Origin of the sequence: Buttiauxella sp. A111, from assembly GCF_014189855.1 — a bacterium.
Classification (GTDB): domain Bacteria; phylum Pseudomonadota; class Gammaproteobacteria; order Enterobacterales; family Enterobacteriaceae; genus Buttiauxella; species Buttiauxella selenatireducens.
Genome location: NZ_BJFN01000003.1, coordinates 619465 through 643281, shown reverse-complemented (window position 1 = coordinate 643281; position 23817 = coordinate 619465). Strand labels below are relative to the sequence as shown.

Below are 23817 nucleotides of genomic sequence, written 5' to 3'. Positions count from 1 at the left end.
AGTCGTAACGTGAAACGAGATCAAGAGCCTGCCCGATATGCATAAAAAAATCCGGAAACGAAGAACATTTCCGGATTCTTACACAGCTACTGGATCGATCAACTGATCCTTAACTGATCGGCATTACACCTTTTTAGGTGCCTTTTTCTTTGATTCACAATCACGTATCAGGTGTAGAGTTATTGCTAACAAACAGCGTTAACTGATCACCGGGTTTCAGATTGTCTGTATCGTCGTTCCAGCGCAGAACATCTTTGATGTTCACACCGTGACGTTTTGCGATACTCGACAAGGAGTCACCCTTACGCACCTTATAAGTGATGCTATCGTTTTTAGCTAAACGCTCATCGCCTTTTTTGACGCTAAGCGTTTGACCTACTTTAATGTTCGCGCCACGTATGCCATTCCAGCTCTGCAAATCTTTTGTGCTAACACCTAAGCGTGTAGCAATGCTCGATAAGGTATCACCTGAACGAACACGATAAGATTTATTGCCACCCGCGTTAGCCCTGTTATCAGCAACTAACGTAGGCTGCACAGCTGCAATTTCACCAGAAGCCAAAGAGGCTTTTAGCTGCTCAGCATGCTTCTTAGGAACCATTACATAACGCTGAGTCTTGCCAATAGTTGAAGTTTTCACTCCAGCATTGAACGTTTTCAGCGTTTTTAACGGTATCCCGGCCATTTCGGCGACCTGCGTAAGCTCGACCGGATCACTAACTTCCACACGTGCCAGGGCACGGCTTTCGTCAGTCGTCGGTAGGCGTACACCGTACTTTTGGCTGTTTTTGAGAATATCACTCAAAGCCAGCATTTTTGGTACGTAAATCTTGGTTTCCCGTGGCAGTGAAAGCGACCAAAAATCCGTAGGTAAGCCACGAGCTTTATTCGCTTTCATTGCCTTCAGTACACGACCTTCGCCGCTGTTGTACGCCGCCACGGTTAATAACCAGTCGCCGTCGAACATCTTGTTCAGACGCTGCATCATATCGAGAGCGGCAGTGGTTGAAGCCACTACATCACGACGTGCATCGTATGCTTTGGTCTGTTTTAAACCATAATTCCGACCCGTGCTCGGTACAATCTGCCAGATGCCAGCGGCATTCGCAGATGATGTAGCGTGGGGGTCAAAAGCGCTCTCCACTATGGGTAGCAGTACTAGTTCCATTGGCATGTTGCGTTTCTTAACTTGCCCGGCAATCCAGTACATATACGGCTCTGCCCGTAATGTTACATCGTGGAGATAGCTCTTATTCTTAAGGTACTTCTGTTTCTGTTCGCGGATCCGGGTATTTTCCGGTACCCCCATCTTTAGCTCGTCGCCAATGAAGTTCCACAAGTTTTGGTTATCTGCGAGGTATGTTCCATCGTCCATCCATCGCGTACTCGTGTACTTTCCTGCTTCACCTTGACCAGCTGCAGACAGACTCTGTGCGTGCTGTTGGATGTTGCCGTCATGCCTTGACGCCTGGCACCCCACAAGCAGGACAGAGGCGAGTAATATCGCTTTTGCCTTCATGTGTGTGTCAATAGTTGCTTAAAAGACGAGCAAGGATACCTTCCACTTTCCAACAACACAACCAGAAAATTCAGAATGCGTCTTTCTTTGTCCGTAACCAGGCGAATATCTGCTGTGGTTGTTGCAAGTTTGTTTCTTTATTAATTTTATCTTTTAAATCAACATCATTTGTTCTTAAAAATAAATTTATTTTGCGCTCTATTGCCAGGGAACTGGGTAATGTTGAGTGGTTTTTTGAGCGTAACTCCTTAACTTTTCGACAATATCGATTTAATTCTTCATCGTCAGGTAAGATTGATAAGGAGAATTTCATATTTGAAAGAGTGTACTCATGAGCGCAACAAATTAACGTATCTGAAGGTAGTTTGTTAAGCTTTTGAAAAGAATCATACATATTCTCTGCTGTGCCTTCAAAAAGCCTGCCGCACCCTCCAGAAAACATTGTGTCGCCGCAAAAAAGATAAGGTTTACTATAGAAACACAGATGTCCTAAAGTGTGACCGGGTGTAGCAATAACGCTAAATTCATACTTCAAAATATTGACCTTATCACCCTCTCTGACTATCCGGTTCGTTCCCTTATCTTGTGTCTCTTCGGGCCCATATACCACAAGGCCTGGGTACTTTTTGAGAAGTTCTTTCACGCCACCAACATGGTCGTTGTGATGGTGTGTCAACAAAATGGCTTCTGGCTGCCAGTGATTATCTTCAATTGCTTTAAGCACCGGTTGAGCCTCACCCGGGTCGACAATGACGCATTTACCCTGTTCATCATTCAGGACCCAGATGTAGTTATCCTGGAATGCAGAAATACTGTTAAGATTCATAATTAACCTCTTTGAATTGCGTTAAGAAGGTAGTGATGAAACCGGCAAGGATACCTGAAAATTTCATTTCACCGCATCATTGGGGAGAACTGCCCTGGGGCGAGTACTACCGCGAGGCGTTGGAAATCCAACTCCAGCCATGGCTTGCCAAAATGTTTGGTTTTCATCTGCTGAAAATAGGCAATCTAAGTACTGAAATTAACACTGAAGCGTGTGCTATTTCACATCAGGTTAATGTCGGCCTACAAGGCGAAAGACTTCAGGTAAATGCCGATCCACTTCATTTACCCTTTGCCGCAAAATCTGTGGATGCATGTATGTTGGCTCATACATTACCCTGGTGCCAGGATCCTCATGGATTGCTGCGCGAAGCCGACCGGATTTTGATTGATGACGGATGGTTGATTCTGAGCAGCTTCAACCCGATGAGTTTGTTAGGGTTAGGCAAAGCAGTGCCATTCATGCGCAAGCGTACACCATACCATTGCCGGATGTTTACACCGATGAGGATGTTCGACTGGTTGGCATTGCTGAATTTTGAAGTCATGCATCAGCGCAGTTTCCAGGTTTTACCCTGGAGTAAACAAGGTGGGAAAATGCTGAGTACTCACCTGCCTGCGCTGGGTTGTATGCATGTCATTGTGGCGCGTAAGAGGACATTGCCACTTACGCTGAATCCAATGAAAAGCCGTTCAGCGAAAACGCAAATCCGCTCAGCAGTTGGCGCGACAAGGCAGTTTAAGGAAACGACTAAGGTTTCACCGCCTCTGGTTGATAACCAACATCTTCAAGAGTTGGATTAGACGCGGCTTCACGTGCAAGTTCATCGCAGCGTTCGTTTTCAGGGTGACCGGCGTGGCCTTTCACCCATTCCCAACTGATTTTATGCTCGCTCAGCGCGGCGTCCAGACGTTGCCATAAGTCGACATTCTTCACCGGCTTTTTATCGGCTGTTTTCCAGCCACGTTTTTTCCAATTATGAATCCATTGTGTAATTCCCTGGCGCACATATTGACTGTCAGTGCTGAGCACAATGTCACAAGGTTCGATTAGCGCCTCAAGAGCGACAATTGCCGCCATCATTTCCATGCGATTATTCGTTGTTAACCGATAGCCGACGCTAAAAATTTTTTCGTGTTGTTTGTACCGTAGAATGGCACCGTAACCACCTGGGCCCGGATTACCGAGGCAGGAGCCATCGGTGAAAATTTCTACCTGTTTACGCATCTCTGGTAGACTTCCTGTGATTAAAAAACCAAGTCTGACATAAACGAGCGCCATGAGCACACCAATTACACGACAGATCGTTCTCGATACTGAAACCACCGGTATGAACCAAATCGGTGCTCACTACGAAGGGCATCGCATTATTGAAATCGGTGCGGTTGAAGTGATTAACCGCCGTCTGACGGGCAATAACTTCCATGTCTACTTAAAGCCAGACCGGCTGGTGGACCCGGAAGCGTTTGGCGTGCATGGAATTGCCGACGAGTTTCTGGCGGATAAACCAACCTTTGACCAGGTTGCAGATTCATTCCTGGATTACATTCGCGGTGCAGAACTTGTCATCCATAACGCGTCGTTTGATATCGGGTTCATGGACTATGAGTTCAGCAAGCTCAAGCGTGATATCCCGAAAACCAATACTTTCTGCAAAATCACCGACAGCCTTGCACTTGCGCGAAAGATGTTTCCGGGCAAGCGAAACAGCCTCGATGCACTTTGCTCACGTTACGAAATAGACAACAGTAAGCGAACGCTGCACGGCGCGTTGCTCGATGCCCAAATTCTCTCCGACGTCTATTTAATGATGACGGGCGGGCAAACGTCGTTGAAGTTTGCGATGGAAGGGGATGTACAGACACGTAGTGGAGATAACGGAATTCAGCGTGTTGTGCGCAACAGTTCGGGTGTACGCATCATTCGGGCCACTGATGCTGAGCTGGAAGCGCATGAGTCACGACTTGATCTGGTGGAAAAGAAGGGCGGAAGTTGTCTTTGGCGTATATAAACACAGCTGAAATGATTTAAAAATCACCGTTTGGGTGAAAATAACGGCAAGCAGTTAGATTTATAAGAAAAAACGTTGACGCCCATGAGCGCAATACGTAATATCTGCCTCGTTCCCGACGGGGAACAAACGCGGAGCGGTAGTTCAGTCGGTTAGAATACCTGCCTGTCACGCAGGGGGTCGCGGGTTCGAGTCCCGTCCGTTCCGCCACAATTAGAAAGCCTGAATCAGAAATGATTCAGGCTTTCGTCGTTTTAATCCTTCGTAACTACAACCTGCCCATTATATTCCGCAACATCACTCACTTTTTCAGCCCGAGCCAGCCAGCGGTAACAGCCAGCGCTCAGAAACGCCCCGATAAACCAGCTAAAGTTTGCGACTTCATGCAGTGATGGGATAAAGCTGATTGTCAGGCAAACCGCGACAGACGGCACGAGTGCCATAATCGCTTTCGGATTGAACCCACTTTTGTACCAATAGCGGCCTTTGGAAGTGTCATCGAACAAATCATCGATATAAATTTTACTGCGCTTAATGATGTAGAAATCGGTCAGCAGGATGCCGAACAGCGGCCCAATGAACGATCCCAACACATCCAGCGTGTAGTGAATCAGTTCGGGTGACTGGAATAAGTTCCACGGTGTCAGCAACACGGAACCAACAGCAGCGATCATCCCACCGGTACGGAAGCTGATTTTTTGCGGTGAACAGTTAGAAAAGTCGAAAGCGGGTGAAACAAAATTCGCCACGATATTAATACCGATGGTGGCGGTGATCATGGTCAGCAAACCAATCGCCATCGCCAGGCTATTGCCCACGTGACTGACGGTTTCAATTGGATCGGTAATCATTTTGCCAAACAGAGATTGAGTGCCGGAGACAATCACAACGGTCACGATAGAGAACAGCAAGAAGTTGAACGGTAGCCCCCAGCGATTGCCACGGCGGATCTCTCTCATACTTTTGCCGTAGCGCGAGAAGTCACCGAAGTTCAATAGTGGACCGGAGAAGTAAGAAACGACCAGCGCGATAGCGGTAAGCATCTGCCATGCTTGTTCACCGGAAGTGAGCTGTTTGCTGGCAAGCGTAAACGAAATTCCGTCAAATCCTGTCTGATACAAAATCCACCCCGCCAGCGCCATCATCACGATATAAACAGCAGGACCTGCGATATCAATGAATCGTTTAATGGCATTCATGCCATGCCAGAACACCGCCGCCTGTAATGCCCACATAATGCCAAAGCATACCCATCCGAGGTGCGAAAGACCCAGGAAGTGCCCGGTGGTCAATGGGGCAAGCGATGGCCAGAATTTGAGTAATACCAACATTAGCGCGTTCGCGGCTAAATATGTTTGTATACCGTACCAGGCAAAGGCAATGAGCCCGCGGATCACAGCTGGAATATTGGCACCAAAAACGCCAAAGGCCTGACGACAAATCACAGCATAAGGCACGCCCGCCATCTGGCTTGGTTTTGCGACCAGATTCGCACACAGCTGCACAATACAAATTCCCACCAACAGGCAAAGTAAGACCTGCCAACTCGCCAGCCCTAATGTGAAAAAGCTCGCGGCTACAACATAGCCACCCATGCTGTGTACATCGGACATCCAGAAAGAAAAAATATTGTACCAGGACCATGTCTGGTTACGCGTTGGCGCCAGGTCATCGTTACACAGGCGCGGGCTATATCCAGCGTTGGGGCTATCGGTCATGGCAGTCGTGTTGGGTTCAATGTTTGGCATGATATCTGCTCCTGGTAAAACAGAGGTTGACGGATTGTCTGCAACTTTCGTTGCATGAACCAGGCCAGGTTTCATTCTTAACGGAATAAGCGGGGTTTTGGCGCGTAAGGCGCGAAAATAGAGCCATGCTGATGTAAATTTCGCCTTATGATAGTGCAAAAAAACACAACAATGCCCAGCCGTGGTGCTCAGCCACAGGGGGGGAAATATCGAGGAACCAGTATGACGCAACATTTGATTCAGGTTATCAATCCCAACACCAACGTGGCGATGACGCACACTATTGCTGAAGCAGCACGCAGCGTGGCCGCTCCTTCCAGTGAAATCATCGCCGTTTGTTCATCACAAGGCGTGGAGTCTATAGAAGGACATTTTGACGAGGCGATTGCTGCCATCGGGGTTCTTGAGCAGATCAAACTTGGCAAAGAGCAGGGCGTTAGTGGTCATGTCATTGCCTGTTTCGGCGATCCGGGTTTGTTGGCGGCACGCGAACTCGCCAGCGGGCCGGTGATCGGCATCGCTGAAGCGGCGATGCATGTCGCCACACTCGTTGCTACACGTTTTTCTATTGTCACTACGCTGCCACGTACAGTGATTATTGCACGTCACTTGCTGCGTCAGTATGGATTCGAACATCACTGTGCAGCCCTTCATGCGATCGATCTACCTGTGCTGGCTTTAGAAGATGGCACGGGTCTTGCTCAGTTGAAGGTACGCGAGCGTTGTATACAAGCCATGAAAGAAGATAACAGCGGAGCGATTGTGCTGGGTTGTGGAGGAATGGCCAATCTTGCACGGGAGCTAACGAGCGAACTGGGTATTCCCGTTATTGATGGCGTCACTGCCGCAGTGAAAATGGTGGAATCCCTCATTGCTCTTGGCGTCGGGACGAGTAAACACGGTGACCTCGCGTATCCAAATAAAAAGCCGTTATCGGGCTGTTTTGACATGCTGAGTTGATGTTCATGGCTCGGCTCATAAGGAACCGAACCATGACTGAAGAACCGAAAAAAAAGAGCTATCACTTTACCGGGAATTACCCGCGTGACATGAAAGGTTACGCCGGTAAGCCACCACACCCTCAGTGGCCGAATAATTCCCGGGTTGCCGTGCAGTTCGTCCTCAATTTCGAAGAGGGTGGGGAGAACCACGTGCTGCATGGCGACGCGGGTTCTGAACAATTCCTCTCTGATATTATCGGTGCCGCCAGTTTCCCTGACCGCCATATGTCGATGGATTCACTGTATGAATATGGATCGCGCGCCGGGTTCTGGCGCATCCACAATGAGTTTCAAAAGCGCGGCCTGACCATGAGTATTTTCGGGGTTGCGATGGCACTGGCGCGCAACCCTGAAATCGTTGCAGCAATAAAAGCGGCGGATTATGACGTCGTAAGCCATGGCTGGCGCTGGATCCACTATCAAAATCTGGATGAAGCCACAGAACGTCAGCATATGCACCAGGCTATCGAGATTCTGGAGGATTTATTCGGCAGCAAACCACTTGGCTGGTATACAGGCCGCGACAGCCCGAACACTCGTCGGCTGGTGGTGGAGAACGGCAGTTTCCTGTACGACAGTGATTATTATGGCGACGACTTACCATTCTGGAGTGAAGTCACCTGTAGCGACGGCTCCATCAAACCGCATCTGGTTGTGCCATACACGCTTGATGCCAATGATATGCGCTTTGCCACGGCACAAGGTTTTAATACCGCCGAGCAGTTTTATGCGTATCTGAAGGACAGCTTTGATGTGTTGTATGCAGAAGGGGAAACGGCACCTAAAATGATGTCGATTGGTATGCATTGCCGCTTGTTGGGGCGCCCTGGTCGATTCAGAGCGTTACAGCGTTTCCTGGATTATGTGCAACAGCATGATGACGTGTGGATTTGCCGTCGACAGGATATTGCCGAGCACTGGGTCAAAACGCATCCGTTTAAAGGATGATGTACGTGGCGGGTGAAACTGAAATTACCCGCCGCGCCGTTTAACTCATTATGCTGACGTGGGCTGCAACGATACGCCAGCCATAAGGGAACTTGACCCATGTTTGCATCTGGCGGCCGATTTTATCGCTGCCTTCACGAGTAAATTCAGTGCTGGCAACCGCCATATCATCGCCGTAAGTAGTGATAGTCGTGTTTTGCAAAAGCCTGTCTAAACCTTGAGAGGAACGGGTATTTCTGAACGCTCTGATCTCGTCGATTCCATACAGATTTTCACTGGCGCCATAACGAACGGTGCGGGGGTCAGACCAAAATAATTCATCTAACACTGCAATATCGTTGGTAATCAACGCCTGTTCGTAGCGGTAAAAAGCGTCACTCACTTCATTGACGATTGCCGGGCGATCAATATTGTCTCGCATCATAGGATTTACCTTACCTGGTGGTTTCCTACCAGCATACCCTGTATTTCAAGCTGATGGGCGGCTCTCAGGCAGATATCTTCACGCCATGGTGCCGCGATAAGTTGCACGCCAATGGGCATGCTATTGGCGGTCATCAATGGCACCGTGACAACAGGCAAGCCAAGAAAAGAAATCGGTTGTGTCAGCATTCCCATACTGGCTTTGACGGGAAGATCAATTCCGTTGATATGCATTGTTTGTTGGCCGATTAATGTGGCGCTGCACGGTGTGGCGGGTGCGATAAGCAGGTCGTAATGTTCGAAAAGTGGCAGAGTTTTGTCACGGAACCACCCCCGAAACCGTTGCGCTTGTGTGTACCAGGCCGATGGCGTCATGGCCCCTGCCAAAAGGCGTTCACGGGAGTTAAGCTCAAAGCATTCAGCTTGTTCGCGTAATGCAGGTAAGTAATGATTTCCCCCTTCTGCAGCGGAAAGCAAAAAGGCCGCCGAGCGTGCTAATTCGGCTTCAGGCAGTGAGATAGATTCAAGGGCTTCAAGGGCGTGAGCGACCTGGGTCACAGCGGCCTTTGCGTCAGCGTCACACCAGCTCTCAAAAAAACCACCCAAAACAGCGCATCGCAAACCTCCAACCCATTCAAGTTTATCGGTAACAGATTCAATGCTGCGTATTGACTGGAAATGGTCGGTCGCATCGGGGCCCTGAAGAGCATCATAAACGCGCGCCAGGTCATCCACGTTGCGAGCAAATGGGCCAATGTGGTCAAGACTGGCAACAAACGGCTGGCTACCGCTGCGTGAGAGGCGCCCAAAGGTAGGTTTCAACCCTAAGACACCACACAGCGAAGCCGGAACGCGAATGGATCCGTTGGTGTCGGTGCCAAGGGAAAAATTCACCATTCCGGCGGCGATGGCAGCCGCAGAACCGCCCGATGAACCTCCCGCAATGCGGCTGGTATCATGAGGATTGCGGGATGCACCGTAATAATTATTTTCTGTGGTAAAGCCGTAGGCGTACGCATCCATATTGAGAGCACCGGAAAGCATGGCTCCGGCTGCACTCAACTGTTTGATAGCGAAGGCATCAGTACTTGCAGGAGGCTGAGAACTAAACAGCTCAGCGCCAGCAAGTGTTGTTGTGCCTTGAATATCGAAGAGATTCTTTACCGCATAGGGGACGCCAGCCAGCGGAGACAGGGGTTCCCCAAGTGAGCGCCGTCGGTCAACGGCTTCGGCTTCTTGTCGTAAACGCTGCGCAGTCACTTCGGTAAAAGCATTAATCTCAGGGTTGGATTGTTCTATTTTTGCAAGCGTAAGCTGAGCCAGCTCGCCAGCTGAAAACTTGCCCTGGGCTAATCCTTGCTGAATTTCGCGAATAGACAGCGTGTTCATAGTTTATAAATCCCAGCCACTTCCTGGCGTTGCGGCAACGGAAATTCCATCAACGGTTCGGCCAGCGCAGCCATGCGTACCAGTTGAACTTCCAGCTCTCTACGACGTGCATCGTCAAGAGGAACGTTAAGAAGTTGCTCCATTAACTGGATATAAGTGGGCCAGTCGATAAATGTAGATGTCATCTTTGATTCCTTAAAATCCAGCGGCGCTGCCATTGCTTCGAGGGTCGTAAGCTCCTTCAAGCATGCCGTTAGTATGGCGAACAATGGCACCTGCGTGGCCCACTGCCTCGCTGAAATCGGGTAGTGTCTCAACTTCATGCCCTAACTCACGCAGGGTTTCGAAGGTTTCTGGGCTAAATCTGGCTTCTAATTTCAGGTTGTCAGAGGCTTGCCCCCATGTTCTGCCCAGTAACCAACGTGGTGCGGTAACCGCTTCTTGTAGCGGCATGCCCTGAATGACATGACGAGTAAAAATGGCTGCCTGAGTTTGAGGTTGCCCGTCGCCGCCCATTGAGCCATAAACCATGGTTCTTCCATCGGCAAGACGTGCAGCCGCCGGATTCAGGGTATGGAACGGTTGTTTTCCCGGAGCCAGGCTTAACAGGCTTTCGGGATCGAGATTGAACGCCGCGCCACGGTTTTGCCACAGAACCCCGCTTTTTGGCAGCACAACGCCGCTGCCGAACTCATGATAAATACTTTGAATAAATGAAACGGCAAGTCCACTGCTGTCAATGACGCCCATCCAAACCGTGTCACCCGGGCCTTTTCCTGTTCCCCAGCTAGCCGCGTTGTTGTCGTCAATTTCTGCGGCAAGGCGGGCGAGCGGTTGAGGGTCTAACAAACTTTGTATGGAGGTGGTGATATGGCGAGGGTCGGTAATGTATTTGTCGCGCAGCGCAAACGCTTTTTTGGTGGCTTCTACGATGCGGTGAACGGTTTGGGTTTCATCGGCTTGCGCCATGTCTAAATGATCGGTTATGCCCAAAATCGCCAGTGAAACCAGGCCCTGGGTCGGTGGAGTCATATTAAAAATCTCACCGTGCTGGTGGCTAAGTCGCAGAGGTATCCTGCGTTTTGCTCGTTGGGCGGCGAGATCTTGTCGTGTTATCGGCACCCCTAAGTCAGCAAGTTCTTCGGCGATGAGAACCGCGAGCGGCCCGCGATAAAAGCTATCAAGTCCTTCAACGGTCAGACGTGCCAGCGTTTCGGCAAGCCTGGGTTGGGTAAAGCGACTGCCGACCCGAGGAATCTCACTCCTGTGCAAAAAAGTCTCGGCGAAGCCTGCAATATTGACCAGTTCGTCATATTTACTGTGCGTCGCCAGGGCTTGAGATGTTGTCACCGGAATGCCATCTGCCGCATAGCGAATGGCATCGGCCAATAAACGTGAGAGCGGCAATTGCCCGCCACCAAGTTCCACCGCAACTTTTAACGCCTCATTCCACCCGCTAAGCGTGCCGGGAACGGTCAACGCCGCTTTCGGGCCACGATGCGGGATATTTTTTTCGCCGTGGTAAAACTCGATTGAAGCAAGGGAACCCGCTGCACCGCTGGCATCAATCGCAATAGGTTCGCCTTCTGGCGGAACAATTAGCCAAAATCCATCACCGCCAATTCCATTCATGTGAGGATAAACCACGGCGATGGTAGCTGCTGCTGCGACCATCGCCTCGATGGCGTCACCACCATGGCGCAGTACGGATAATGCGGTTTCACTCGCCAAATGGTGCGGTGTGACCGCCATACCGGAAGGTGCCATATTGCTTTGCATCATCGTCTTTATCTCTATGAACGTAAGCTGAAGTTATAGTTAAGCAAAAGATGTTCCAGGTTGACGCGATTAGTTTCACTGTGCCAGTCTCGGGTGAAACAAAAGTTACAGAGGCCATAATGAAACAATTAGATGAGCGATTGAGGGCGGCGTACGAACAGCTTTCCCCGCAAGAACAGCGCGTTGCAGCGTTTATCGTCGATCATTTTGATGACCTGATCAGTTACAACAGTGCGGAACTGGCACGCCTTTCTGGCGTATCGAAAGCCACCGTCAGCCGCTTATTCAAACGCCTTGGCTATGAACGTTACAAAGATATGCGCGAGGAGCTGCGCACCCTGCGCCAGAGCGGGATGCCGTTGACTGAAAACCGCGACGCGGTGCAAGGAAATACATTACTGGCGCGGCATTACAAACAGGAAATGGCCAACCTGACGCAATGGATTAGCCAGCTTGAAACGCAACAGTTTGCTGATGTTGTCACCGCGCTGAATGCTGCAAAACGTATTTTTATTATCGGGTTAAGAAATTCTTGGCCCGTTGCCGTGCACTTACGTCAGCAGTTATTGCAAATTCGTAGCGATGTTTATTTATTACCTCAACCGGGGCAGACGCTGGCGGAAGATGTCGTGGATATTAACGAGCACGATTGTGTCGTTGTTATCGCGTTTCGCAGGCGCCCGCGCATCATCAAGCCGTTGCTGGCAAATCTGCATGAACGCCAGGTGCCGCTTCTGGTAATGAGCGAAGCGCAAGGCTCTGGACTGACGCCATATTGTCGCTGGCACTTTGCAGCGCCGCTCGATAGCGTATCGGCGTTTGACAGTTACAGCAGTGCGATGAGTCTGGTGAATTTACTTTCCAACGCAGTACTGCATGAAGCGTTAACCACAGGCCGCCAGCGCATTCATCACATTGCAGAGTTGTATTCCGAGCTTGATGAGCTTGAGCAACGTTAACGCACTTTAATAGTGCGTTTGCACATGCCCTGGGAACCATTCTGGTTCATTCACTTGGGCAGGTAAGCATCAACATTAAATTGGAATACTGCATCTTCCTTTCCTTGGCATCAATGAAAGTGAGTGGCACATTAGTTGCAGAATATTTTCATAAAGAATCTTTTGTTTCAGACGAATAAAAGGAAATGCCATGTTCGATATTCAGCACTTCACGCAAATTAACCCGCCGCATCGTTTGTTAATGGGGCCAGGGCCAATCAATGCCGATCCCCGTGTGTTGCGGGCCATGGCAAGCCAGTTGATCGGGCAGTATGACCCGGTAATGACTGGCTATATGAATGAAGTGATGGTGCTGTATCGCGAGCTTTTCCGCACTCAAAACCGCTGGACGATGCTGGTGGATGGCACTTCTCGTTCAGGTATTGAAGCAATCTTGTTATCGGCTATTCGACCTGGCGATAAAGTGCTGGTGCCAGTGTTCGGGCGTTTTGGCCATCTACTATGTGAAATAGCGCGCCGTTGCCGGGCAGAGGTTCACACTATTGAAGTTCCGTGGGGGGAAGTCTTTACCCCTGACCAAATTGAAGATGCCATCAAAACCGTTAAACCGCGCTTGTTGCTAACCGTTCAGGGTGACACCTCCACCACGATGCTCCAGCCACTGGCTGAACTGGGTGAGATCTGCCGCCGTCACGGCGTGCTGTTTTATACCGATGCCACTGCTTCGTTTGGTGGCAACGCACTGGAAACCGATCGTTGGGGAATTGATGCGGTTTCTGCGGGTTTACAAAAATGTCTCGGTGGTCCATCAGGCAGTTCACCCATTACCCTAAGCGATGAGATCGAGGAGGTTATTCGCCGCCGCAAATGTGTGGAGGAAGGGATCCGAACAGTTGCGCATCAGGATGGCGATGACGAGATGATCTATTCGAATTATTTCGATCTCGGCATGGTGATGGATTATTGGGGGCCAGAGCGTCTGAATCATCACACCGAAGCGACCAGCATGTTATTCGCCGCCCGTGAATGTGCGCGCATTATTCTCGAAGAAGGCCTGGATGCTGGGATTGCACGTCATGAATTGCATGGGCGTGCATTGGTGGCCGGGATTCAGGGGATGGGGCTGGAAACCTTCGGCAATCTGCAACATAAAATGAATAACGTATTGGGAGTCGTCATCCCGTCAGTGGTTCATGGGGAAGAGGTGCGCAAAATGTTGCTGGAGGATTTCCATATCGAAATCGGCACCTCATTCGGCCCGCTGCAGGGCAAAATCTGGCGTATCGGCACAATGGGTTACAACGCCCGTAAAGATTGCGTGCTGCAAACACTCACCGCGCTTGAGGCGGTGCTTAATCGCCTTGGTTTTAAAACGACGCAAGGGGCTGCAATGCAGTCGGCGTGGGATGTCTATGCTCAGGAAAGTCGCTGATGCTAAAACATGTGATGAATCCGGCGCAGGCACGTGTTGCCGCAAAGCGTGTCATGTTGCGGGCAGATGAACTGGCACACATTAGCGAAACGGCTGGCCATCTGACGCGCGTCTATCTTTCCAAAGAACATCTGCATGCTAACCATCTGGTGGCTGGCTGGATGGAGCAAGTGGGGATGACGACCTGGCAGGACGCGGTAGGGAATATTTGCGGGCGTTATGAAGGTGCCAGGGAAGGGGCGCAGGCGATTTTGTTGGGGTCACATCTGGATACGGTACGCAATGCCGGCCGGTACGACGGTATGTTAGGCGTGTTGAGCGCACTGGAAGTGGTCGCTTTCTTATATCAACACGACATTCAATTGGAACAAGCAATTGAAATCGTGGGCTTTGGTGATGAAGAAGGCACACGTTTTGGTATCACGCTGCTGGGTAGCCGTGGGATCACCGGGACATGGCCGCAGAACTGGCTGGTGTGTGAAGATTCCACGGGAACCAGCGTCGCCCAGGCGTTAGTGAATGCCGGTTTTGATCCATCGCGAATTCACAGTGCTGCGCGTAATCCTGAGGAATTCAGTGCCTATCTTGAGCTGCACATTGAGCAAGGCCCGGTTCTGGAACAGGCAAATCTGGCACTTGGTGTGGTGACAGCTATCAACGGCGCACGTCGTTTGAAATGTAGCTTTATCGGTGAAGCGGGTCATGCGGGTACGGTGCCGATGGCGATTCGCAAAGATGCGCTCGCAGCAGCCGCTTGCTGGATGACGTACATCGAAAGCGCGACTCGCGCATTTAGCCCGGACATTGTTGCAACAGTTGGCACACTGCAATGTCAGCCGGGTGCCGCAAATGTGATCCCAGGCGAAGTTCAGTTGACGCTGGATATTCGCAGCCCAAGGGACGCTGACCTGGAATCGTTGCTGGAAAATCTGCTTAGCGAGGCACATAAAATCGCTGCACAGCGTGATGTCACATTCCACGCTGAAACCTACTATTCGATTCCCGCGACGCCGTGTGATGCCCATTTGCAGCAACAATTAAGCCGTGCAATTCGCGCGGTGCAGGGAAGAACGATGTCTCTGCCAAGTGGGGCAGGGCATGATGCCATTGCTATTGCCGAAAAATGGCCGGTCGGCATGCTGTTTGTTCGCTGCGAACGCGGGATAAGTCATCATCCGGCAGAGTCGGTTATTGAAGCTGATGTGATGCAAGCCGTGCAGGCTTATACGCAAACAGTGATCGCGCTGGCTACGAAAAATACGTTGGCAGAATTTAACGAAGCGTCGGTGAACGACGCGCTGAGTCTTATCACGCCATGCGTTGCGCTGCCTGCCTGGGCTGAAAGTTTAGTCATAGCGCGTCCCTATTCTAATATTGACGTGTTGCAGCATTATGCTTCACAACTCACCCACCAGTGGGGAAGTGCAGAGCTGAATCTGGCACTGAATGCGCATCCGCGAATTGGCGAAAAGGCGCAAGGCAGCAGCAAAGAAGCGGCGCTTTCTAAAGATGAACAATCTGCGGTAGATGGGCAAAACGCGGCATTAACGGTTGCACTGGCGCAAGGTAATGCCGATTACGAAGCACGGTTTGGGCGCGTCTTTTTGATTCGCGCTAAAGGGCGCAGCGGTGAAGAAATTCTGGGTGAGCTCCGCCGCCGTCTGAATAATTCGGACCTTGATGAAGAGGTTGAAGCGCTGGAACAACTGCGCCAAATCACCTTATTACGTCTGGAAGGAGTATTTGCACAATGAGCCAATTGAGTACTCATGTTCTGGATACCGCCCTGGGGAAACCGGCAGGTGGTGTTGTGATACAGCTTGAACAGCAGGTCGCTGAAAGCTGGGAAGTTATAGCCCGGGGTGTCACTGATATTGATGGGCGTTTGAAAGATTTCACCGGGGAGCCATTAGCGGCAGGGCGCTATCGCCTGACGGCAGAAATCGGGCTTTATTTTGCAGCAACGCAGCGGGAAACACTGTACCCCACTGCGCAAATTGATTTTGTTATCGCGCAAAGCGGCGGGCATTATCACCTGCCGTTTTTGATCACCCCCTGGTCGTGGTCGACCTACCGGGGGTCGTAGAGAATTTAGAGCGTAAACGGATCGGCATCCTGCCAGGCGGGAAACTTCTCACGATATTCCTGCAACGCAATCAATGACAAATCGGCATCGAGACGCATCGCCTGATGCGGTTCACCATTCGCCAGAATTTCGCCCTGTGGATTGATGATCTTGCTGTCGCCACGATAATGATGCCCATTGCCATCGGTGCCAACACGGTTGCAACCTGCAACGTATGCCTGGTTTTCAATAGCGCGGGCGACCAGCAAACTTTGCCAGTGCAGTGAGCGAGGTGCGGGCCAATTCGCAACATACAAAGCTAAGTCATAGTCGTTGCGATTGCGTGACCATACCGGGAAGCGCAAGTCATAGCAGACCTGCGGCAAAATACGCCAGCCGCGCCATTCCACCACCACACGCTCTTCGCCCGCCTGATAATGATGATGCTCATCTGCCATGCGGAATAAATGACGTTTATCGTAGAAATGGACTTTGCCGTCAGGCTGAACCAATAGAAAACGATTCACAGGCCCGCGCTCGGTTTGCAGTGCAGCACTCCCGCCGATCATCGCCTGAGTTTGCTGGGCTTTAAACTGCATCCAGTCAATCACTTCCTCTTCAGCGAGCGACTGTTTGGCTGCTTCCATCGCAAAACCGGTGGTGAACATTTCTGGCAGGATAATCAGGTCACGGCCATGAATACCATCTAACAGCACATCGAAATGACGTAAGTTTGCCGCGCCATCCATCCAGACCAGCGGTTGTTGCAGAACGGTGATTTTCAAACCAGACACAATCGGAAGCCTCATGATAAACAGTGATTCATTCACTTTAGCATGACTTATACCCTTCATACTTCAAGTTGCATGTGCGTTGGCTGCGTTCAATCACCCGAATCACTCACTTGAGTAAGCTCATCGGGGTTCTTTTTCTTGCCGCCTTCCTGCAACTCGAATTATTTTGGGTATAACTGGCTTATGTTGGGTAATAAAAAACCCCGCGAACGGGGTTTTTTTACTCGTCATAATTTGAGTCAGAGTCGTTATGCTGCTTCAATTTTGCGATGCTTTTCCGGCACCTTTACTGGCATGGTTGCCAGTTCCTCCGGCTCGAACTCATCGACGTTGATACTGCGCAAGCGACTGACTTCAGCTTTGGTGAGGATCGCCGCTTCGTCCGCGTTGATTTTCCCTTCAGCCAGCCATTGCTTAGCTTGTTCGTCCAGGCGAGTGAACGGTAAATTATGTCCAGTTTCTTTACAGATGCGCAGATGTATTGGCTCTGCGGCCATTACGTCCATCAATGCTTCTTCCAGTAAACCTGCCGGGTTGAACTCGCTTGGCGTCAGATACTGACCGCGACCAATGCGTGAACGGGTAGCGGACGGGATCTGCATGATCTTCGCCAGTTTATGATCCAACTTGTCCGATGGAGCATCGTAACGGCGGCCAAGTGGGAAGATAATTACACGCAACATGCCAGCGACAAACGCATTCGGGAAGTTACGCAGCAGATCGTCCATCGCTTGTTCTGCCTGGTACAACGCATCCTGAACGCCCCAGTGAACCAGCGGTAAATCGGCTTCGTTACGGCCTTCGTCGTCATAGCGCTTGAGCACTGAAGATGCGAGGTAAAGCTGGCTGAGAATATCGCCCAGACGTGCTGAAATACGCTCACGACGTTTCAGGCTTCCGCCCAGTACGGCCATCGAAACATCAGACAGCAATGCCAGGTTGGCACTCAGTCGGTTCATATATTGGTAGTAACGTTTGGTAGAGTCTTTGGTCGGCGTGGAGCTGGTCAAACCGTTAGTCAGCCCAAGCCAGAGGCTGCGCATTTTGTTGCTGCCAACGTGGCCGATATGCTTGAACAGCAGCTTATCGAATGCGTTGACGTCATTGTTTTGCGCTGCCGTCATCTCTTCGAGGACATAAGGATGGCAACGGATTGCGCCCTGGCCGAAGATAATCATGCTACGCGTCAGGATATTCGCGCCTTCCACGGTAATCGCGATAGGAGCACCCTGGTAAGCTCGAGCCACAAAGTTCGAGTTGCCGAGCATGATGCCTTTACCGCCGACAATATCCATTGCATCCAGAATCGCGCGTTGGCCGCGGTGGGTGCAGTGATATTTAACGATAGCCGACAGAACTGCTGGTTTTTCACCGAGCATAATGCCGTAAGTCACCAGTGATGCCGCTGCATCCATCACATACGCGTTACCCGCAATACGTGCCAAAGGCTCCTCAATCCCTTCCATTTTACCGATAGAGATTCTGAACTGACGGCGGATATGAGCATAAGCGCCCGTTGCCATCGCCACAGATTTCAAACCACCGGTAGAGTTGGAAGGTAGTGTGATACCACGGCCAACGGACAGACATTCCACCAGCATACGCCAGCCCTGACCGGCCATTTTTGGACCACCGATGATGTAATCAATCGGGACGAAAATGTCTTTACCGCGAGTTGGGCCGTTCTGGAATGGCACGTTGAGCGGGAAGTGGCGCTTACCGATTTCCACACCTGGGGTGTGAGTTGGAATTAACGCACAGGTAATGCCCAAATCTTCGCCATCACCGAGTAAATTATCCGGATCCGACAGTTTGAACGCCAGTCCCAGAACGGTGGCAATAGGTGCCAGCGTAATGTAGCGCTTGTTCCAGGTCAGACGCATACCCAGAACTTGTTGACCTTGCCACTCGCCCATACAGACTACGCCGGTATCAGGAATGGCACCTGCATCGGAACCCGCTTCCGGGCTGGTCAATGCAAAGCAAGGGATCTCTTGCCCGCGAGCCAGACGTGGCAGGTAATGATTTTTCTGTTCTTCTGTTCCGTAATGTTGCAACAGTTCACCTGGGCCTAATGAGTTAGGTACACCCACGGTTATCGCCAGAATGCCTGAAACACCAGACAGTTTTTGCAGTACGCGTGACTGAGCGTAAGCGGAGAACTCCAGGCCACCGTACTCTTTCTTGATGATCATCGCGAAGAAGCGATGTTCTTTTAAATAAGCCCACAACTCTGGCGGTAAATCTGCCATTTCGTGTGTGATTTGGAAGTCATTCGCCATGCGACATGCTTCTTCAACCGGCCCGTCAATAAAGGCTTGTTCTTCTTCAGTCAGCTTAGGCTGCGGGTAGTTATGCAGTTTTTCCCAGTCTGGCTTACCGCGGAACAGATCACCTTCCCACCAGGTCGTACCGGCGTCGATAGCCTCTTTTTCAGTACGAGACATCGGCGGCATGACTTTTCGGAAGCTACGGAATACCGGAGCGGAAATTAAAGATTTACGCATTGGGGTAAAGACAAACGGCACCAGAATTATCGCCAGCGGGACGAGCAACCATATTGACCAGATACCGGCGAAACCAAGCGCTGCCGTCCACACCAGCAAAATTGCGCTACTGAGCAGTAAATTGACCTGGTGATAGAAAAGCACACCGAGGAGAACAACCGTTGCAACAATACTCAAAATCAACATAAAGGAAACTCCCTTGCTTGTAGGAGGTCTGACCACTTGGATATATTGGTTTTAGTTCATGTGGTTTTTTTTAGCAATATCTTCACAAAATAATTACAACCTTGCTCACATTGTTATCGCACAGAACCGCAAAAGCAGGTGGATATGGCGCTTCTCGCGCTATCCGGTAAACTGCTTGGGTTTACTCAATCGAAAAATACTGAAGGACATCCTCATGTACCAGGATCTTATTCGTAACGAATTGAATGAAGCGGCAGAAACGCTGGCTAACTTCCTGAAAGATGACGCTAACATTCATGCAATCCAGCGTGCGGCGGTTTTGCTTGCTGATAGCTTCAAAGCAGGTGGCAAAGTTTTATCTTGCGGTAACGGAGGCTCACATTGCGATGCAATGCACTTTGCTGAAGAACTGACGGGGCGCTACCGTGAAAACCGTCCGGGATACCCGGCAATCGCTATTTCTGATGTCAGCCACATCTCCTGTGTTGGCAACGATTTTGGCTATGACCATATTTTTTCTCGTTACGTTGAAGCTGTAGGCCGTGAAGGCGATGTGTTATTGGGGATCTCCACTTCTGGAAACTCTGGCAACGTTATCAAAGCGATTGAAGCTGCGCGTGCGAAAGGCATGAAAGTCATCACCCTGACCGGGAAAGACGGTGGCAAAATGGATGGGACTGCGGATGTCGAAATTCGCGTTCCACACTTCGGTTACGCTGACCGTATTCAGGAAATTCACATTAAAGTGATTCATATTCTGATCCAGCTTATCGAAAAAGAGATGGTCAAAGCTTAGTTTGAGGGCAGAGGGTTTACGCCCTCACCCCGGCCCTCTCCCTCAGGAGAGGGAGAAAACAGATCCAATCCCCTCTCCCTCAGGGAGAGGGTTAGGGTGAGGGTGGTTTAAGCCTGGAGGTTAATATGTGCGAACTGCTCGGGATGAGCGCCAACGTACCAACAGATATTTGCTTTAGTTTTACCGGGTTGGTGCAGCGTGGCGGAGGTACGGGGCCGCATAAAGATGGCTGGGGAATTACCTTTTATGAAGGTAAGGGTTGCCGTACGTTCAAAGATCCGCAACCTAGCTTTAATTCACCCATTGCTAAACTTGTGCAGGATTATCCGATCAAATCTTGTTCTGTGGTTGCACATATCCGCCAGGCAAATCGCGGTAAAGTCGCGCTCGAAAATACCCACCCTTTTACGCGTGAGTTATGGGGACGCAACTGGACCTATGCCCACAATGGCCAACTCAAAGGCCATCGCTCTCTTGAAACAGGCCCGTTCCGCCCCATTGGTGAAACTGACAGTGAGCAAGCATTTTGCTGGTTACTGCATAAATTGACACAACGCTACCCACGAACACCCGGCAATATGCAGGCTGTGTTCCGCTACATCACCGAACTTGCTGGGCAATTGCGTGAGAAAGGTGTGTTTAATATGTTGTTGTCGGATGGTCGTTATGTGATGGCGTTTTGCTCCACAAACTTGTACTGGATTACCCGACGAGCACCCTTTGGCGTGGCAAAACTGTTGGATCAAGATGTGGAAATTGATTTTCAGGAAGAGACCACACTCAACGATGTGGTCACTGTTATCGCGACTCAACCCCTGACGGGAAACGAAACCTGGCACAAGATTGCACCAGGTGAGTCGGAATTATTTTGTCTCGGAGAACGCGTAGTTTGATGCCAACTGCGGTTGTGTCGTAGGCACAACCGGCTTACTGATCACATAGTTACCGCTAATAACAGAAACGCCTGGCGGCTGGTGATTTGCCATAAAGTAGTCATAACCCGGCTTCAGCTGTTTCCAGAAGTTGATGTAATACGAATACTTGTGGCGTTCCATATTGGCGTCAGTCATGCGGAACGGGTAAATGCTCACTTGCACGTTCGGCTGGCCGAATACCAATGCTCCAGTGACAAACTGGAAAATCTCATCAATGTTGGTGTCAGTCATTGCATAGCAGCCAACAGACACGCAAGCACCGTGAATCATCAGATACTGACCTTGATAACCATGTGAGCGATCAAACTCATTTGGGAAGCCGATATTAATGGCTTTATAGAAGCGGCTATCAGGTTTGAGCTGGTTACGGGTCACGTTATAAAAACCTTCAGGGCTCTTAAAATCCCCCTGACGTTGTTTTGGACCTAACCCACCGGAGTAGTTACAGATGCTATAGCTGTCGAGCAACTGAAACTGTTCGCCCATCTTCACATATAACTCTAATGTGCGCTCTTCCTTAAATATCTGAATATAAACAGGAGAGCCCATAAGTTGTTGCTTGAATTCTTTGCTGACAGGCGTGGTTGACGAATTGCTGCTTAATAAGCTGGCAAATGACACGCACGGTATCAGAAGCATCGCAATAACGAGTGCGATCTTACGCATACTGCTTTATTCCTTGATAGAACTTATACCAAATGCCAGGACGGCAAAATAAGAAACCCGAAATCAGAATGCTCTGGATTAGGAACGCTCACATTAGCATCGTTATGATTTTTCGCAAGCCTGAAAAGACACGTTTACACACATAACTGGTCGTTAAGATATACCTATGGAAAGGATAAGAGTTAGGTTTTTGCGTAATAGCTCGCATTGCTGCATATCAGAGTGTCGATTTCTCCCCATTCCAGACCCTATTGATGCTAAAATCCCCCGCGAATGTTGACCTGCGGATAAGAACGGAAACTTTCCATAAGTCAGTTGTCCCGGTTGTTTGGGCGACTTATCACTCCCTCTCGTAATAGTGAACGGATGCGTTTCCATTTTTAATCTGCTTTATGTGTCGCATTGGTTGAACCCTGTTTCGACCCCTCAGTTGTCGGCTACAGTTTTTGTCGGTATGTTTAAGCCAATTTTAAACGTGATAACCTTATGATAAAAATCAAAAAAGGTCTGGATTTGCCTATCGCCGGTTTACCGGAACAGCAAATTCATGACGGCCCAGCGATACCCTTAGTGGCCCTGCTCGGTGAAGAGTATGTCGGCATGCGTCCTTCAATGCTTGTGCAAGAGGGCGACAAGGTATTGAAAGGTCAGCCACTCTTCGAAGATAAAAAGAACCCTGGCGTTCTCTTTACTGCTCCTGCTAGTGGGACGGTAAAAGCGATTAACCGTGGCGAGCGTCGAGTGCTGCAATCTCTGGTTATTGAGGTTCAAGGTGATGAACAAGTCGTTTTCGAACGCTTTGCAGCAGAAAACCTTGCCAAACTGCCGCGTGAAACCGTTCAGGCGCAATTGTTAGCTTCTGGTTTGTGGACTGCGCTTCGGACTCGTCCATTCAGCAAAGCACCACAACCATCAACAATTCCTGCAGCCATTTTTGTCACCGCGATTGACACCAATCCACTGGCGGCTGACCCGCAACCTATTATTCGCGCCCATCGCGAAATGTTTGATGCCGGTTTAACGCTGTTATCCAGACTGACTGATGGCAAAGTCCACGTCTGTCAGGCTGGTGGCGGTAAGCTCGGTGGTCATCCCGCTGGGCAAGTGACTTTTAATGAGTTTGCTGGCCCTCACCCAGCTGGGTTAGTGGGTACACACATTCACTTCCTCGAGCCGGTTAGCCTGCAAAAAATAGTCTGGCACCTGAATTACCAGGATGTGATTGCCATCGGCAAATTGTTCGTGGAAGGCGAGTTGTGGACTGAGCGTGTTATTGCACTGGCAGGCCCACAAGTTAAAAAGCCGCGCCTGATTCGCACGCGCTTGGGTGCTTCACTCGACGTGCTGACGGCGGGTGAATTGGAAGAAGGCGAAAACCGCATTGTTTCTGGTTCGGTATTAAGTGGCACGATAGCTGCTGGCCCACGCGCCTGGCTTGGTCGTTTCCATTTGCAGGTTACCGTTCTGAAAGAAGGGCGTGAAAAAGAACTGTTTGGTTGGGTCATGCCGGGTGCAGACAAATACTCTATTACCCGTACGACTATCGGCCACTTCCTGAAGCGAAAATTATTCAATTTCTCAACAGATACCAATGGTGGCGAGCGTTCAATGGTACCGATCGGCAACTATGAACGTGTTATGCCAATGGATATTCTGCCAACGATGTTATTGCGCGATTTATTGGCGGGGGATACCGACAGCGCTCAGGCGTTAGGGTGTCTGGAGCTGGATGAAGAAGATTTAGCGCTTTGTACCTATGTTTGCCCTGGGAAATACGAATACGGTCCAGTGCTACGCGAAGTGTTAACCCGCATCGAGCAGGAAGGATAAGTC

At 50.2% G+C, this 23817-nt stretch carries 22 protein-coding genes, 1 tRNA gene and 1 pseudogene; 13 read left to right on the top strand and 11 right to left on the bottom strand.

Going from position 1 to position 23817, the window contains the following annotated elements; all coding sequences use genetic code 11:
• Positions 1 to 160: 160 nt before the first annotated feature.
• Together mltD and gloB are read right to left on the bottom strand one after the other, a co-directional pair.
• Positions 161 to 1519, bottom strand: coding sequence for a murein transglycosylase D (gene mltD / locus BSPA111_RS12300; protein ID WP_183271425.1), 1359 nt, complete (start codon positions 1517 to 1519; stop codon positions 161 to 163).
• A 70-nt stretch (positions 1520 to 1589) separates the two neighbouring features.
• Positions 1590 to 2345, bottom strand: coding sequence for a hydroxyacylglutathione hydrolase (gloB, locus tag BSPA111_RS12295; protein WP_183271424.1), 756 nt, complete (start codon positions 2343 to 2345; stop codon positions 1590 to 1592).
• Between the two features lie 35 nt (positions 2346 to 2380).
• Here gloB and BSPA111_RS12290 point away from each other — a divergent pair, with 35 nt between their 5' ends.
• On the top strand, positions 2381 to 3148 hold the full coding sequence (locus BSPA111_RS12290) for a class I SAM-dependent methyltransferase (protein ID WP_183271423.1): 768 nt from the start codon (positions 2381 to 2383) through the stop codon (positions 3146 to 3148).
• On the opposite strand, the gene rnhA is transcribed toward BSPA111_RS12290, so the two are convergent.
• Positions 3096 to 3671, bottom strand: a complete 576-nt coding sequence (gene rnhA, locus BSPA111_RS12285) for a ribonuclease HI (RefSeq protein ID WP_183271422.1) — start codon at positions 3669 to 3671, stop codon at positions 3096 to 3098. The genes BSPA111_RS12290 and rnhA overlap by 53 nt on opposite strands.
• Here rnhA and dnaQ point away from each other — a divergent pair.
• Positions 3625 to 4356, top strand: a complete 732-nt coding sequence (gene dnaQ / locus BSPA111_RS12280) for a DNA polymerase III subunit epsilon (RefSeq protein WP_183271421.1) — start codon at positions 3625 to 3627, stop codon at positions 4354 to 4356. The two genes, rnhA and dnaQ, sit on opposite strands and share 47 nt — an antisense overlap.
• A gap of 133 nt (positions 4357 to 4489) precedes the next feature.
• Positions 4490 to 4566, top strand: a tRNA-Asp gene (locus BSPA111_RS12275).
• A 44-nt stretch (positions 4567 to 4610) separates the two neighbouring features.
• Here the strand turns inward: BSPA111_RS12275 and BSPA111_RS12270 are convergent.
• Positions 4611 to 6104 carry an NCS1 family nucleobase:cation symporter-1 gene (locus BSPA111_RS12270; protein WP_183271420.1) on the bottom strand — a complete coding sequence of 498 codons (1494 nt, stop codon included), beginning with the start codon at positions 6102 to 6104 and terminating at the stop codon, positions 4611 to 4613.
• Between the two features lie 222 nt (positions 6105 to 6326).
• On the opposite strand from BSPA111_RS12270, the gene BSPA111_RS12265 reads away from it, so the two are divergent.
• Complete coding sequence (locus BSPA111_RS12265; protein WP_183271419.1) at positions 6327 to 7064, top strand: aspartate/glutamate racemase family protein; 738 nt, start codon at positions 6327 to 6329, stop codon at positions 7062 to 7064.
• A 32-nt stretch (positions 7065 to 7096) separates the two neighbouring features.
• On the top strand, positions 7097 to 8053 hold the full coding sequence (puuE, locus tag BSPA111_RS12260) for an allantoinase PuuE (RefSeq protein ID WP_183271418.1): 957 nt from the start codon (positions 7097 to 7099) through the stop codon (positions 8051 to 8053).
• Positions 8054 to 8093: 40 nt separating this feature from the next.
• On the opposite strand, the gene hpxZ is transcribed toward puuE, so the two are convergent.
• From hpxZ to BSPA111_RS12240, 4 genes are read right to left on the bottom strand one after another with little or no spacing between them, the layout of a single operon-like run.
• Entirely contained in the window at positions 8094 to 8477 is a 384-nt protein-coding gene (gene hpxZ, locus BSPA111_RS12255) for an oxalurate catabolism protein HpxZ (RefSeq protein ID WP_183271417.1), read from the bottom strand.
• Positions 8478 to 8482: 5 nt separating this feature from the next.
• The gene (locus BSPA111_RS12250; protein ID WP_183271416.1) at positions 8483 to 9865 is read right to left on the bottom strand and encodes an AtzE family amidohydrolase; all 1383 of its coding nucleotides are present in this window, start codon (positions 9863 to 9865) and stop codon (positions 8483 to 8485) included.
• Entirely contained in the window at positions 9862 to 10050 is a 189-nt protein-coding gene (hpxX, locus tag BSPA111_RS12245; RefSeq protein ID WP_183271415.1) for an oxalurate catabolism protein HpxX, read from the bottom strand. Before hpxX ends, BSPA111_RS12250 begins: the two co-directional genes overlap by 4 nt.
• A gap of 10 nt (positions 10051 to 10060) precedes the next feature.
• Entirely contained in the window at positions 10061 to 11647 is a 1587-nt protein-coding gene (locus BSPA111_RS12240; protein ID WP_183271414.1) for a gamma-glutamyltransferase family protein, read from the bottom strand.
• Positions 11648 to 11763: 116 nt separating this feature from the next.
• On the opposite strand from BSPA111_RS12240, the gene BSPA111_RS12235 reads away from it, so the two are divergent.
• From BSPA111_RS12235 to uraH, 5 genes and pseudogenes are all read left to right on the top strand, one after another.
• Positions 11764 to 12603 carry a MurR/RpiR family transcriptional regulator gene (locus tag BSPA111_RS12235; RefSeq protein WP_183271413.1) on the top strand — a complete coding sequence of 280 codons (840 nt, stop codon included), beginning with the start codon at positions 11764 to 11766 and terminating at the stop codon, positions 12601 to 12603.
• A 190-nt stretch (positions 12604 to 12793) separates the two neighbouring features.
• Positions 12794 to 14035: an alanine--glyoxylate aminotransferase family protein gene (locus BSPA111_RS12230; RefSeq protein WP_183271412.1), complete on the top strand. Its 1242-nt coding sequence runs from the start codon at positions 12794 to 12796 to the stop codon at positions 14033 to 14035.
• A pseudogene (hpxK, locus tag BSPA111_RS12225) lies at positions 14035 to 15285 on the top strand (allantoate amidohydrolase); the annotation flags it as partial. The gene BSPA111_RS12230 and the pseudogene hpxK, both read left to right, overlap by 1 nt.
• The gene (gene uraD, locus BSPA111_RS22675; protein WP_255459271.1) at positions 15271 to 15789 is read left to right on the top strand and encodes a 2-oxo-4-hydroxy-4-carboxy-5-ureidoimidazoline decarboxylase; all 519 of its coding nucleotides are present in this window, start codon (positions 15271 to 15273) and stop codon (positions 15787 to 15789) included. The pseudogene hpxK and the gene uraD, both read left to right, overlap by 15 nt.
• Complete coding sequence (gene uraH, locus BSPA111_RS12220) at positions 15786 to 16121, top strand: hydroxyisourate hydrolase (RefSeq protein ID WP_183271410.1); 336 nt, start codon at positions 15786 to 15788, stop codon at positions 16119 to 16121. Before uraD ends, uraH begins: the two co-directional genes overlap by 4 nt.
• A 5-nt stretch (positions 16122 to 16126) precedes the next feature.
• Here the strand turns inward: uraH and BSPA111_RS12215 are convergent, their stop codons facing one another.
• Positions 16127 to 16894 (bottom strand): amidohydrolase, encoded by a 768-nt coding sequence (locus BSPA111_RS12215; RefSeq protein ID WP_183271409.1) that lies wholly within the window; start codon positions 16892 to 16894, stop codon positions 16127 to 16129.
• A 248-nt stretch (positions 16895 to 17142) separates the two neighbouring features.
• Positions 17143 to 19587 (bottom strand): acyl-CoA dehydrogenase FadE, encoded by a 2445-nt coding sequence (gene fadE / locus BSPA111_RS12210; protein ID WP_183271408.1) that lies wholly within the window; start codon positions 19585 to 19587, stop codon positions 17143 to 17145.
• Positions 19588 to 19801: 214 nt separating this feature from the next.
• On the opposite strand from fadE, the gene lpcA reads away from it, so the two are divergent.
• Together lpcA and BSPA111_RS12200 are read left to right on the top strand one after the other, a co-directional pair.
• A complete protein-coding gene (gene lpcA / locus BSPA111_RS12205; protein ID WP_064553165.1) occupies positions 19802 to 20383 on the top strand; it encodes a D-sedoheptulose 7-phosphate isomerase in 582 nt (193 codons plus the stop codon).
• A 125-nt stretch (positions 20384 to 20508) separates the two neighbouring features.
• A complete protein-coding gene (locus BSPA111_RS12200) occupies positions 20509 to 21276 on the top strand; it encodes a class II glutamine amidotransferase (protein ID WP_183271407.1) in 768 nt (255 codons plus the stop codon).
• Here BSPA111_RS12200 and dpaA read toward each other — a convergent pair.
• Positions 21247 to 21984, bottom strand: a complete 738-nt coding sequence (gene dpaA, locus BSPA111_RS12195; RefSeq protein WP_183271406.1) for a peptidoglycan meso-diaminopimelic acid protein amidase — start codon at positions 21982 to 21984, stop codon at positions 21247 to 21249. The genes BSPA111_RS12200 and dpaA overlap by 30 nt on opposite strands.
• A gap of 486 nt (positions 21985 to 22470) precedes the next feature.
• On the opposite strand from dpaA, the gene BSPA111_RS12190 reads away from it, so the two are divergent.
• Positions 22471 to 23814: a Na(+)-translocating NADH-quinone reductase subunit A gene (locus BSPA111_RS12190; protein ID WP_183271405.1), complete on the top strand. Its 1344-nt coding sequence runs from the start codon at positions 22471 to 22473 to the stop codon at positions 23812 to 23814.
• Positions 23815 to 23817 lie beyond the last annotated feature (3 nt).

What these genes read in the sequence shown, in the direction of transcription:
- mltD (WP_183271425.1), bottom strand. Translation starts at nt 1,519, where the DNA reads ATGAAGGCAAAAGCGATATTACTCGCCTCTGTCCTGCTTGTGGGGTGC.
- gloB (WP_183271424.1), bottom strand. Translation starts at nt 2,345, where the DNA reads ATGAATCTTAACAGTATTTCTGCATTCCAGGATAACTACATCTGGGTC.
- BSPA111_RS12290 (WP_183271423.1), top strand. Translation starts at nt 2,381, where the DNA reads ATGAAACCGGCAAGGATACCTGAAAATTTCATTTCACCGCATCATTGG.
- dnaQ (WP_183271421.1), top strand. Translation starts at nt 3,625, where the DNA reads ATGAGCACACCAATTACACGACAGATCGTTCTCGATACTGAAACCACC.
- BSPA111_RS12270 (WP_183271420.1), bottom strand. Translation starts at nt 6,104, where the DNA reads ATGCCAAACATTGAACCCAACACGACTGCCATGACCGATAGCCCCAAC.
- BSPA111_RS12265 (WP_183271419.1), top strand. Translation starts at nt 6,327, where the DNA reads ATGACGCAACATTTGATTCAGGTTATCAATCCCAACACCAACGTGGCG.
- puuE (WP_183271418.1), top strand. Translation starts at nt 7,097, where the DNA reads ATGACTGAAGAACCGAAAAAAAAGAGCTATCACTTTACCGGGAATTAC.
- hpxZ (WP_183271417.1), bottom strand. Translation starts at nt 8,477, where the DNA reads ATGATGCGAGACAATATTGATCGCCCGGCAATCGTCAATGAAGTGAGT.
- BSPA111_RS12250 (WP_183271416.1), bottom strand. Translation starts at nt 9,865, where the DNA reads ATGAACACGCTGTCTATTCGCGAAATTCAGCAAGGATTAGCCCAGGGC.
- hpxX (WP_183271415.1), bottom strand. Translation starts at nt 10,050, where the DNA reads ATGACATCTACATTTATCGACTGGCCCACTTATATCCAGTTAATGGAG.
- BSPA111_RS12240 (WP_183271414.1), bottom strand. Translation starts at nt 11,647, where the DNA reads ATGATGCAAAGCAATATGGCACCTTCCGGTATGGCGGTCACACCGCAC.
- BSPA111_RS12235 (WP_183271413.1), top strand. Translation starts at nt 11,764, where the DNA reads ATGAAACAATTAGATGAGCGATTGAGGGCGGCGTACGAACAGCTTTCC.
- BSPA111_RS12230 (WP_183271412.1), top strand. Translation starts at nt 12,794, where the DNA reads ATGTTCGATATTCAGCACTTCACGCAAATTAACCCGCCGCATCGTTTG.
- uraH (WP_183271410.1), top strand. Translation starts at nt 15,786, where the DNA reads ATGAGCCAATTGAGTACTCATGTTCTGGATACCGCCCTGGGGAAACCG.
- fadE (WP_183271408.1), bottom strand. Translation starts at nt 19,587, where the DNA reads ATGTTGATTTTGAGTATTGTTGCAACGGTTGTTCTCCTCGGTGTGCTT.
- lpcA (WP_064553165.1), top strand. Translation starts at nt 19,802, where the DNA reads ATGTACCAGGATCTTATTCGTAACGAATTGAATGAAGCGGCAGAAACG.
- BSPA111_RS12200 (WP_183271407.1), top strand. Translation starts at nt 20,509, where the DNA reads ATGTGCGAACTGCTCGGGATGAGCGCCAACGTACCAACAGATATTTGC.
- dpaA (WP_183271406.1), bottom strand. Translation starts at nt 21,984, where the DNA reads ATGCGTAAGATCGCACTCGTTATTGCGATGCTTCTGATACCGTGCGTG.
- BSPA111_RS12190 (WP_183271405.1), top strand. Translation starts at nt 22,471, where the DNA reads ATGATAAAAATCAAAAAAGGTCTGGATTTGCCTATCGCCGGTTTACCG.